The organism is Leucobacter chromiiresistens, from assembly GCF_001477055.1.
GTDB classification, from domain to species: Bacteria; Actinomycetota; Actinomycetes; order Actinomycetales; family Microbacteriaceae; genus Leucobacter; species Leucobacter chromiiresistens_A.
Genome location: NZ_LDRK01000016.1, coordinates 25,864 through 37,446, shown reverse-complemented (window position 1 = coordinate 37,446; position 11,583 = coordinate 25,864). Strand labels below are relative to the sequence as shown.

General features: G+C 70.0%; 9 protein-coding genes. 3 read left to right on the top strand and 6 right to left on the bottom strand.

Going from position 1 to position 11,583, the window contains the following annotated elements; translation table 11 throughout:
- Both NS354_RS03570 and NS354_RS03565 read right to left on the bottom strand, forming a co-directional pair.
- A partial coding sequence (locus tag NS354_RS03570; protein ID WP_058593239.1) for an aspartate aminotransferase family protein occupies positions 1-1,115 on the bottom strand: 1,115 nt, incomplete at its 3' end.
- 59 nt (positions 1,116-1,174) lie between these two features.
- Positions 1,175-2,176, bottom strand: coding sequence for a phosphotransferase enzyme family protein (locus NS354_RS03565; protein ID WP_058593238.1), 1,002 nt, complete (start codon positions 2,174-2,176; stop codon positions 1,175-1,177).
- Positions 2,177-2,287: 111 nt separating this feature from the next.
- Between NS354_RS03565 and NS354_RS03560 the strand changes: the two genes are divergently transcribed.
- Together NS354_RS03560 and NS354_RS03555 are read left to right on the top strand one after the other, a co-directional pair.
- Positions 2,288-2,923, top strand: coding sequence for a TetR/AcrR family transcriptional regulator (locus tag NS354_RS03560; RefSeq protein ID WP_058593240.1), 636 nt, complete (start codon positions 2,288-2,290; stop codon positions 2,921-2,923).
- Positions 2,924-3,068: 145 nt separating this feature from the next.
- Positions 3,069-3,551 (top strand): DUF3237 domain-containing protein, encoded by a 483-nt coding sequence (locus NS354_RS03555; RefSeq protein ID WP_058593237.1) that lies wholly within the window; start codon positions 3,069-3,071, stop codon positions 3,549-3,551.
- 50 nt (positions 3,552-3,601) lie between these two features.
- On the opposite strand, the gene NS354_RS03550 is transcribed toward NS354_RS03555, so the two are convergent.
- Positions 3,602-5,479, bottom strand: coding sequence for a thiamine pyrophosphate-binding protein (locus tag NS354_RS03550; RefSeq protein WP_058593236.1), 1,878 nt, complete (start codon positions 5,477-5,479; stop codon positions 3,602-3,604).
- A 214-nt stretch (positions 5,480-5,693) separates the two neighbouring features.
- Positions 5,694-6,410, bottom strand: a complete 717-nt coding sequence (locus NS354_RS03545; RefSeq protein WP_058593235.1) for an IclR family transcriptional regulator — start codon at positions 6,408-6,410, stop codon at positions 5,694-5,696.
- Positions 6,411-6,553: 143 nt separating this feature from the next.
- Between NS354_RS03545 and NS354_RS03540 the strand changes: the two genes are divergently transcribed.
- Positions 6,554-8,461: an FAD-dependent monooxygenase gene (locus NS354_RS03540; RefSeq protein ID WP_058593234.1), complete on the top strand. Its 1,908-nt coding sequence runs from the start codon at positions 6,554-6,556 to the stop codon at positions 8,459-8,461.
- Here the strand turns inward: NS354_RS03540 and NS354_RS03535 are convergent.
- Positions 8,452-9,906 (bottom strand): APC family permease, encoded by a 1,455-nt coding sequence (locus NS354_RS03535; protein ID WP_058593233.1) that lies wholly within the window; start codon positions 9,904-9,906, stop codon positions 8,452-8,454. The two genes, NS354_RS03540 and NS354_RS03535, sit on opposite strands and share 10 nt — an antisense overlap.
- A gap of 272 nt (positions 9,907-10,178) precedes the next feature.
- Complete coding sequence (locus NS354_RS03530) at positions 10,179-11,537, bottom strand: NAD-dependent succinate-semialdehyde dehydrogenase (RefSeq protein ID WP_010157490.1); 1,359 nt, start codon at positions 11,535-11,537, stop codon at positions 10,179-10,181.
- Between the last annotated feature and the right edge of the window lie 46 nt (positions 11,538-11,583).

Below are 11,583 nucleotides of genomic sequence, written 5' to 3'. Positions count from 1 at the left end.
ACCGCGAGCTCCGGTGCGGGAGTGCCGTCGACGGCGAAGTCGAGGCCGAGGAACATGCCGACGCCCTTCGCGGCGCGCACGAACTCGTGCCGCTCGGCCAGCGCAGCGAGCCGGGCGCGCGCCTGCAGGCCGAGATCGCGCGCCTGCTCGCGGAGCCCGCGATCCTCCATCTCGAGCAGCACGGCCTCGCCGACCGCCGCCGAGACGGGATTGCCCGCGAAGGTGTTGAAGAACTCGTTGCGCGATCCGAACGCGTCGAGCACGCCCTCGCTCGTGACGACGGCTGACATCGGGTGGCCGTTGCCCATCGGCTTGCCCATCGTCACGAGGTCGGGTGCGAGCCCCGCGTACTCGTGCCCCCACATGTGACTGCCGGTGCGGCCAAAGCCGCTCTGCACCTCGTCGGCGATGACGAATCCGCCCGCGGCGCGCACCCGATCGGCGATGCCCGTCAGCAGGCCCCGGGGAACGCGGGGCATCCCCTCCGTCGAGAAGAGCGGATCGAAGAGGCAGGCCGCGACGCCGAATCCGGCCTCCTGCAGCGAGGAGATCGCGGCATCCACCTGCGCCAGGGCTTCTGCGAGCACGACGGCTTCGGCCCGCGCGTCGCGGTCGAGGTCGGGGATGCGGATCGCGCGCACGTGCGCGCCGAGGGGCTCGCGCGTCTCCAGGCCCGTCGTCATCTCGGCGAGCGCGATGGTGGTGCCGTGGTAGCTGTAATCGGAGACGAGCACGCCCGTCGCTCCCGAGAGCTGCCGCGAGATGCGCAGCGCGAGCTCGTTCGCCTCGGAGCCCGAGTTGCCGAAGAACACCCGGTCGAGGTCGTCCGCGAACGTCGCGAGCAGCCGCTCGGAGTAGTCGATCACGCGCTCGTTGAGGTACCGGGTGTGCACGTTGAGCGTGGCCGCCTGATCGGCGAGCGCGCGCACCACGCGCTCGTTCGCGTGCCCCACGTGCGGCACGTTGTTGTAGCCGTCGAGGTAGCGCTCGCCGGAGGCCTCGGTGAACCAGACGCCACGCGCCGAGACGAAGTGCAGCGGCTCGCGGTAGAAGAGCGGGGAGTAGGGGCCGATCGTGCGGGCGCGGCGGGCGAGGAGGTCTGCGGTGGAAGACATGGGGTCCTAACGGGTTCGAGATGCTGGAGCGAGTGCGGGGGAGCGCGGCGCGGGATCGGTCAATCGTCGAGGAGGCGCCGGGCGAGACGGACCACGTGCGGCAGCACCGTGCCGGCGTGCCACTCGGCGGTGGGTTCGCCGCGACGATCCGCGGACCAGCCGAGGTAGGTGAGCCCGCGGGCGAGGAGGACCGCTGGGAACACGTCGTGATCGGCCGCGTCGAGCGGCCGAACGGATTCGTACCCCGTGAAGAGTGCACAGCGGTACTCCGCCGCACGCGGGTGCGGGGTGAAGAAGTAGAGAGCGGTGGCGAGGTCGAACAGGTGCCACCCGGCTGCGAAGTCGTCGAAGTCGATGATCACGAGCCCCGTCTCGGTGCGGAGCACGTTCTCGGGGGTGAGATCGGCGTGGATCGGGCCGAAGCGATGGGCGGGGGTGCCGTAGGCGTCGAGCCGCGCGCGCACCCGCTCGATCGCACGGGCGACGAGCGCACGATCCTCGCCCGCGAGCTCGGCGAGGCGGAGCGGGTCGCCCCAGGCGGGCTCGCTCCCGATCAAACCCTCGAGATCCCAGTCGTCGCGCGGCACCGCCATCGTGTACCCGGAGCGCTCGGTGGCGGCGTGCAGTTCGCCGAGGAGCCGCCCGAGTCGCCGGAAGTCGGCGGGGTCGAGGTCCGCGGTGCCCGCCACCGCAGAGCGCTCGTCGCCGAACATCCCCGAGTTCGGGATCAGCCGCTGGAGGTCGACCTGGTGGCGGCCGCCCGTGCGCGCATCACCCACGACCACGAATCCGCTGCCGTCCGGGGCCGGGATGAACTCGGGCACCGACACCCCCTCGGCGTGGAGCGCGCGCACGAAGTCGAGTTCGCAGGCGAGCTCCGCGTCGGAGTGGTAGCCCTGCCGGTGCACGCGGACCACGTACGCCAGCCCGTCGGCATCGAGGCGGTAGACGAAGTTCTCGCGGTTCTTCAGCAGCACCAGGGGTGCCGAATCGTCGAACCCCCACTCCGAGAGTGCTGCGCGGGCAAGGCTCTCGGCGATCTCGAGCGTCACTGCGGGCATCGGCGTCCTTTCGTCGGGTTCGCGACGGCCTCGATCGGCGAACTGTACTCAGAGTATAGAAACTATACGCAGCGTTCACAAGCGTGCTCCCGGCTTTGTAGACTGGTGCGCGTGACCCCAGCAGCGCCTCCGACGGATGGGCCTGGGCCCGCGACCCGCGGGCCCAGCCCGCGCGAGCGACGGCAGGAGCGCACCCGGCACGACCTCGTCGACGCCGTGCTCGCGATCATCGCCGAGCGCGGCCTCGCCGACACCACCATCGAGCGCGTGTCGGAGGTGTCGGGCATCTCGCGCGGAACCGTGTACGCGCACTACCCGGGCGGACGCGACGCACTGCTCCGAGACGCATACGCGCGACTCGGGCGCGACCTCGTGGAGCGCACCCGCGCCGCAGCCGATGCGGCGGGCGAGTGGCGCGACCAGCTCTCAGCGCACGCGCGATCCCTGTTCGACCTCGCCGCCGACTCCCGGCTCGGGCACTTCTACAACGTCTCCGGGCCGACGCTCGTCGTCGACGGCGCCGAGCGCGGCATCGGGTCGGGGGCCAGCGCGTCGATGATCGCCGACGCACTCCGCGAGGCGCAGAGCCGCGGCGAGGTGGCGGCCGACGTCGATGCGCATGCGACCGCGCTGCTGCTCGTCGGCGCGCTCCGCGAATCGGCGATCCGCATCGCCTCGGCGCCCGCGGAGTCGGACGCGTGCTTCGCCGCGTTCGCCCGCCTCGTCGACGGTCTCGCCGCGCGCTGACCGCGGGGTGCGCGGCGGGGGCGCGCCGCCGTCGTGCGCGGGCCGCCGTAGGCTCGATCGTACGTCGACGATTCCAGCCCTCACCGGCCCGCTCGCCGCTCGACGCGGCGCCGATCGGATCCATCCATCTGCAGAAGGACCTCTCATGACCGCACCCCTCATCACCCCCGACTTCGAGTACTGCTTCGAACTGCGCGTCGCCGTCGACGACGCCTTCCCGATCGGCGGCTCCACGCCCGAGGAGGGCCTGCATTTCGCGCCGATCACGGGCGGCACGTTCGCAGGCCCGCGGCTCGCAGGCCGGATCCTGCCGGGCGGGGGGGACTGGTGGACCGGCCGCGGCCTCACCGTGCGCCTCGACGCGCGCTACGTCATCGAGGCCGAGCTCGGCGACGGCGCCACCGCCGCCGTCGACGTGGTCAATCGCGGCTACTGGCGCACCGACGAAGCCGGGATCACCCGGCTCGAGGCGGGCGAGGAGCTCGACGAGCGCCAGCTCTACTACCGCACGGCATTCGTCTTCCAGACCGAGCACCCCGCACTCGAGTGGCTGACCGCTTCGCAGTTCATCGGCTACGCGCGGCCCGAACCGGGGCACGTGGTCATCCGCGTGTTCCGGGTCGTCTAGCCGGCGCTCCGCAGGGATTCTCGGAGAGACGACACAGCAGCCCCGGCCGACTACTCCGCGTCGGCGGGCACGTCGAGGCCGTTCACCCGCTGAATCTCGCGCTGGTACTCGGCGACCACGCTGCGCGACACCCGGCAGTCCAGCAGAATCGTGCCGTAGGCGCCGGCCTCCGTCCAGGTGCGCAGGGCGTCGAGGTCGCGCAGGCTGCGCACGCGCACTCCCGTCGCACCGAGTGCTGCGGCCACGCCCGCGAAGTCCACCTCGGGAATCAGCATGGGCTCCTGGTCGAGCCCCATCTCGCCGTAGAGGTGCACCTCCGCACCATAGGCGCCGTCGTTCCAGACGACGATGATGCAGCTGGAGGCGGATCGGATCGCGGTCTCGAGGTCGGCGAGCGCCATGAGCCCGCCGCCATCGCCCGTGCTGAGCACGGTCGTCGTGCCCGGAACCGCTGCGGCGACGCCGGCCACCGTCGAGAAACCGAGACCGATCGTCTGATAGGCAGTGCCGACCATGATCATGCGCTCGGGCGATGCGACGGGCCAGTACATGTTCGCCCAGCCGAGGAAGTGGCCTCCGTCGGTCGTCACGTGACGTTCGGCGGGGAGGAGCTCGCCGATGCGCGCGGCCACGGTGCGAGGATCGAGTCTGCCGTCGGGGCACACCCCGCCCGGAACGCCCGTGGTCCGCTCTCGCAGCGCTCCGCCGGGTTCGAGCCCCGCGATCGTCGTGCGCCACCCCGTCGCGGTCCCCTCGGCCTCCGCTGCGCCCTCGGCTCCCGCGGCGCCCTCGGCGCTCTCGCGCACGGCGATGATTCCGGCGGTCAGCTGCTGCAGCACATCGCGGGCGTCGCCCTGCAGCAACTGGTGCGTGATCGGGCGATTCGTCTTCGGAGCGGCGACCTGCTCTGCGTCAACGCGGATCACTGTCGTACCCGCGCCGAAGAGATCGCCGAAGCGCATGGTGAACTGGTTGAGGCTCGCTCCGACGACGAGCGCGACATCAGCCGACGCGATCACCTCCATCGCCTGACGCTGGCCGAACCCGCCAGTGACGCCCAGGTCGAAGTCGTGTTCCGGGAAGATGCCGCGCCCGAGTGCCGTCGTGGCGGTCGGTGCACCGAGAACGGAGGCGATCCGGCCGAGCTCGACGGCGGCCCCCGAGAGGTGAGCCCCGCGCCCGGCGATGACGAGCGGGCGCTCGGCCTCGAGCAGGGCGTCGACGGCGAGCTCGATCTGGTGGTCAGCGGGGCGAGGATGCGGTGCGGCGGCGGAGGAGGCGTCCATCGCCTGGCTCATGTCGCGGCGCTCCGGTTGCGGCGCGGGTTCGAGGCCCGACACCGAGGCCGAGAGCGCGGCGAGCACGGCCGGGTCGGAGAGATCGACGCCCGGCGAACTCGGCGCGCTGGAAGCCCCGGATCCGGCGGCGCTCGCGTCGACGACCGGCGTGTTCACGAGGTCGTAGGGGATCGCGAGCACGACGGGCCGCCGCACGCGCAGCGCGTAGGCCGTCGCGCGTTCGACGGTGCGCGCGACGTTCGTCACCGACAGCGTGTGGGTGCGGATGCCCAGCGCGGCAGCGAGCATCTCCTGGTCGACGTCCCAGGGGCGCGGCCCGGTGCTCGGAGCGTCGCCGACGACGACGAGCATGGGCGTGCGCGCCTGCGCGGCCTCGGCCAGTGCGGTCAGCGTGTTCGTGAACCCGGCGCCGTACGTGGTGGTGGCGATCGCGAGCTCTCCGCTCACCCGCGTGTAGGCGTCGGCGGCGGCCACGGTGCCGGCTTCGTGCCGCACGGCGACGTAGCGCACGCCGAGATCTCCGAGCTGCTCGATGAGGTGGGCGTTGCCGTTGCCCATCAGGCCGAACGCCACGCGGGAGTGGGGAGCGAGAGCGGTGGCGAGCGCGCGCACCAGAGTCGTGTCAGACATCACAGGTCCTTCGAGAGGGTATACGAGATACAGGGAACCGTGTATGTCTCGCCGGGCGGCGTCGCCCTGGCAGCAGCGCCCCTTTTTCGAGCGCCTTCCCCGGCAGGGCCGGAGGAGACCCGACCGAGCTGGACTCCTTCATCTTAGTGAGCCGCGCAGCCCCGCGGAACACGCTGCCGCGAACCCGCGCAGCCCCCGCGGAATCCCGCGCAGCCTACCGGTAGCTCTGCGCGATGCGCTCGGCGGCCTCCTGCAGCGCATCGACGACCTCCCCGATCGTCTCGGGCACTTTGAAGTGCACGACGGCGATCGCGGCCGGCGGCTCGCCGGCGATACGCAGCGGCACCGCGATGCCGGTGACGTCGTCGATCACTTCGGCTCGGCTGAGGGCGTACCCCCTCCGGCGCGCCTCGCTGCCGGCGCGGCTCATCTCCGGGTCGCCGAGATAGGCCTTCCGCTCGGCGCGCGTCAGCGACGACTCGATGGCGTGCCCCGGCGCGCCGCGGTGCAGCGGGTGCCGCACTCCGGGGTTGCGCGCGATGGTGGCGGCGACGTTCGACGGCTCGGCCGTCACCAGGGTGACCACCTCGTCGGCGTCGAGCACGGTGACGAACGTGGTCATCCCGAGTTCGTAGGCGAGCTCTGTGATCACCGGCATGGCGGCGGTGTGGAGCGCCGGGGCGACGCCGCGGGCGAGCACGGTGAGCTTGGGGCCGAGTCGGATCAGACCCGCTTCGTCGCGCACCACGAAGCGGTGCTGCTCGAGGGTGCGCAGGATCCGGTACGCGTTGGAGCGGTGGACGTCGAGCCCGGCCGCGAGTTCTGCGATCGACATCGGCGACTCGGCCTCGGCGAGCAGTTCGAGCGCGCGCAGGCCGCGGGACAGTGTCTGGGAGCCGGCGGTGGGGCCGGTCTCGCTCGCGGGGGTCATGGTTTCTATTCTGTCGGATGCGAAGTCGTGGGAGTGTTGCGCGGGGGCGGCGGGCGACATATTCTTTCTGTGCAGTATTCAGACTGAGTGTTCATATAGTGAACACCGCAGCGCGGCGCAGGTCGCGGTAGTGAGGAGAAACAGTGCAGTTCCATCACCACGGGTACGTCTCGACCGATCCGCGCATCCTTCCCGCAGCGGGCGTGGGCGTCGACCGTCCGGCCGACCTGCCCGAGCAGATCGACGTGCTGATCGTCGGCTCCGGGCCCGCCGGCATCGTCACCGCCGCACAGCTCGCGCAGTTCCCGAACGTCGTGACCCGCGTCGTCGAGCGCCGCGAGGGGCGGCTGGTGCTCGGGCAGGCCGACGGCATCCAGGCCCGCAGCGTGGAGACCTTCCAGGCGTTCGGCTTCGCGCGGCAGATCATGGAAGAGGCGTACCAGATCACGGAGACCGACTTCTGGAGCCCCGATCCCGAGAACCCGGCCGAGATCGTGCGCAGCTCCGTCACTCCCGACGACCCGAAGGGCATCAGCGAGTTCCCGCACCTGATCGTGAACCAGGCCCGCGTCATCGACTACTTCGCAGAGTACGCCCGACGCGCTCCGGCTCGGGGCGACATCGACTACGGCTACGAATTCGTCGACCTGGAGGTGACCGGGGAGGGGGAGTACCCGGTGAGCGTCACGCTCCGCAAGATCTCGGGCTTCACGGGAGCCGGCATCAACGCCGCGAAGGTGAACGACGACGAGGGCCAGGCGGTGACGGTGCGCGCCAAGTACGTGGTCGGGGCCGACGGAGCGCGATCCTCGGTGCGCCGCTCGATCGGCGGATCGCTCGCCGGATCATCGTCGCTGCACGCGTGGGGCGTGATGGACGTGCTCGCCACCACCGACTTCCCCGACTACCGCAAGAAGTGCATCATCCACTCGGCGGCCGGCAGCATCCTGCACATCCCCCGCGAGGGCAGCCATCTCGTGCGCATCTACGTCGATCTCGGGGAGACCGACGAGCACGATGCCGGGCAGGTGCGCGGCACCTCGCTCGACGAGATCATCGCGCGGGCGAACGCGATTCTGCACCCGTACACGCTCGACGTGCGCGATGTGCCGTGGCACAGCGTGTACGAGGTGGCGCACCGCCTCACCGATCGGTTCGACGACGCGGCGACCTCGCCCGACGGCAAGGGCCGCGTCTTCCTGATGGGAGACGCCTGCCACACGCACAGCGCCAAGGCCGGGCAGGGCATGAACGTGTCGATGCAGGACGGGTGGAACCTCGGCTGGAAGCTCGGCTACGTGCTCGAGGGGCGGAGCCCGGAGTCGCTGCTCAAGACCTACTCCGACGAGCGCTGGGTGACGTCGAAGAACCTCATCGATTTCGACCACCAGTGGTCGACGCTGATGGCGAAGAAGCCCGAGGAATTCGCGTCACCCGACGAGGTGGCCGAGTTCTACGTGCAGACCGCCGAGTTCCCGGCGGGCTTCATGACGCAGTATACGAACCCCATGCTCATCGGCACCGACGCGCATCAGGAGCTCGCGAGCGGATTCACGCTCGGCAAGCGCTTCAAATCCGTGCTGACGACGCGCGTGTCCGACGCGGTGGATGTGCACCTCGGCCATCACCACCGCGCCGACGGGCGCTTCCGCATCTACGCCTTCGCCGACGCGGAGGGCGAGCGCCTCGACGCGTGGGCGCGGTGGATGCTGGAGGACGCCGAATCGCCGCTCGCCCGCTTCACCCCGGCCGATGGCGACATCGACGCCGTGTTCGACGTGAAGGCCGTGTTCCAGCAGCATCACCACGACGTCGACATCGCGCGGGTCTCCCGCCTGTTCCTCCCCGCCTCCGGCCCGTACGGGCTCACCGATTACGAGAAGATCTACGCGGCGCACCCGAGCGACGACATCTTCGAGGCGCGCGGCATCAGCCGCGAGGGCGCCGTGGTGGTCGTGCGGCCCGACCAGTACGTATCCGCGATCTTCCCGCTCACGGCGACGAGTGATCTCGGAACCTACCTGAGCGGCATATTCCTGCCTCAGCGCTGACGCGAAGCCCTGCGCCTCCGGTTGACGGCGGTGGCCGCCCAGGTGACGACCCAGAGCCCGACACCGATCGCGAGGAGGAGCCCGGCGATCTCGTACTGGATCCAGTCCTCGACGCTGCGCGCCCATGGTCCGACCAGGAAGAGGGAGAGCACCGCACCGAGAATCGGGATCAGGGTCGGGGCCCGGAACGCGCCGGGCTCCGACGGCTCGCGCCGCAGCACCAGGAGTGCGATATTGACGACGGCGAACACGCAGAGCAGCAGCAGGCCGGTCGTGCCGCCGAGCGCGCCGACGATGCCGTTGTCGGAGTTCAGATTCACGTAGACGACGAGCCCGATCGCGAGGAGTGTGCTGAAGACGATCGCCACCCACGGCGAACGGCGCTTCGGCAGCACCTTGCTGAGCACCTTCGGCAGCACCTCCTGCTTCGCCATGCCGTAGAGCAGGCGGCTGGCCATGAGCATGTTGATCAGGGCGGTGTTCACCACGGCGAAGACGGTGAGGAAGGGGAAGATGGCGTCGACCGGGATGCCGGGAGCGCCGATCCGCACGACGTCGAGCAGAATGCCGGCATCGGGGTTCTTCGGGTCGAGCAGGTCGCCCGGCGGGATCACCATGATGACGGTGACGGCGACGAGCATGTAGATGATCGCGCAGATGCCGAGCCCCGTGAGCATGATGCGGGGGAAGTCGCGCTGCGGATTCTTGCACTCCTCGACGAGGTTCACCGAATCCTCGAAGCCGACCATTGCGAAGAATGCGATCGCGGTCGCCATGGTGACCGCGGCGAACGCCCCGCGATCCGCGGGCGTCTCGAAGACGACGAGCCGGGAGACGTCGCCGTTGCCCTGAGCGATCGCGATGACGCCGATCAGAATGATGACGGCCATGATCGCGATCGTGACGAGGGTGAGCACGAGATTGAACTTCACGCTCTCGCCGACGCCGCGCAGGTTGATGAACGCGAGCACTAGGATGATCGCGATGGCGGCGAACATCGTCGCCGTCGCATCCTGCGGCACGCCGTCGATGAACTGACTCAGCCCGATGAGCAGGTTCCTGCCGACGAGCGTCGCCGACGTCGCAGCGCTGGTGATGCCCGAGGAGGCGACGGCGAAGGCGATGATGAAGGTCACGAAGTGCACGCGGAATGCCTTGTGCGCGTAGAGGGCCGCGCCGGCGGCCTGCGGGTACTTCGTCACCAGCTCGAGGTACGAGAACGCCGTCAGCGTCGCGATGATGAAGGCGAGCAGGAACGGCAGCCACGCGACGCCCCCGACCTGGCCGGCGACGCGCCCGGTGATCGCGAAGATGCCGGCGCCGATGATGTCGCCGATGATGAGCAGCAGGAGGAGCTTCGGCCCGATGACGCGCTTCAGCCCCTCGCCGTGATCGCGCGGATCGTCGCCGATCGATGCGACAGCTTCGGTGTTCAACTGCGCCATGATGTTTCCTGTCGTGTGCTCGAGAGTCGGGGTGCATCGCTCGCGGCTGCGGCGCCTGTGGAACGATGTGGGGCTACTGTACCGCGCGGGCGACGGCGCCGAGATGAGGCGGCCCATCGAACGGGCCCGTGCCCGGTGCCGCGCCGTCGCGTCCGCGTCCGGCGCGCGGGCACCTGAACGCGCGAACGCCCCGGGATCCGCAGAGAACCCGGGACGCGCGAGGGCCCCGGGATCCGCAGGGGATCCCGGGGCCCTCGAGCGAGCGGTGCGCGTTACTTCGCGGCGAAGCGGAAGAGCTTCTTGTTCGCGAACTCGAGCATGCCCACCTTGCCGAGCTCACGGCCGTAGCCCGACTTCTTCACGCCGCCGAAGGGTACGTCGGCGCCCTCGAGGCCGGCCGCGCCGATGAAGACCATGCCCACGTCGAGCTGGTTGCCCACCTGCTCGGCGCGCTCCAGGTCGTCGCAGATGATGACCGAGCCGAGGCCGTAGGGCGACGAGTTGGCGAGGTCGATCGCCTCCTGGTCGCTCGAGACCTTGTAGAGCTGCGCGACGGGGCCGAAGAGCTCCTGGCTGTAGACGTCCATCGTCGGCGTGATGTTCGTGAGGATCGAGGGGGTGTAGAGGTTGCCGTCGGGGGTGTTGTCGCCGACGAGCACCTCGGCGCCCTGGTCGATCGCTCCCTGCACCTGCGAGGTGAGCGTCTTCGTCGCGCCCGCGGAGGAGAGCGGGCCGAAGTCGCCGGCCTCGTACGACTGGCCGGCGATGGCGGCCTTGTACTTCTCGGCGAACTCGTCGAAGAGCGAATCGATGACGACGATGCGCTTCGAGCCGTTGCAGGCCTGACCCGTGTTCTCCATGCGACCGCCCACGGCGTGCTCGACCGCGTGGTCGAGATCAGCGGTGTCGAGCACCAGGAAGACATCGGAGCCGCCGAGCTCGAGCACGCACTTCTTCAGTGCGCGACCGGCCTGCTCGGCGACGATCGCGCCGGCGCGCTCCGAGCCGGTCAGCGAGACGCCCTGGATGCGATCGTCGGCGATGATGCCCTCGATCTGGTCGTGGGTCGCGAAGACGTTGACGTAGGCGCCCTTCGGGAACCCGGCGTCGAGGAAGAGCTGCTCGAGCGCGAGTGCCGACTCGGGGCACTGCGCGGCGTGCTTCAGGATGACCGTGTTGCCGAGGATCAGGTTCGGCACGGCGAAGCGGGCGACCTGGTAGTAGGGGTAGTTCCACGGCATGATGCCGAGGATCACGCCGGTGCCCTGGAAGCGGAAGAAGCTCTTCAGGCCGTCCTCCACCTCGAGCTGCTCGTCGGCGAGCCACTTCTCCGCGTTCGCCGCGAAGGCGGCGCTGATGGCGCCCGAGAACTCGGCCTCGCCGACCGACTGATCGATGGGCTTGCCCATCTCGCGGTTGATGATCGCGCCGAGCTCGTCCTTGCGCTCCTCGAACAGCTCTGCCGCCCGCTGCGCCAGTGCGGCGCGCTCGGCGACGGTGGTCTTGCGCGACCAGTTCTGGTACGTCTCATGCGCCGACGCGAGCGAGGCTTCGATCTCCTCGGTGGTCGCGTCGGGGTACTCGGCGACTGTCTCGCCCGTAGCCGGATTGATGACGGCGAACGTGCTCATAGGTGACTCACTCCTTAGTGATCGTCGGTGTTGTGCACGCCCAGTC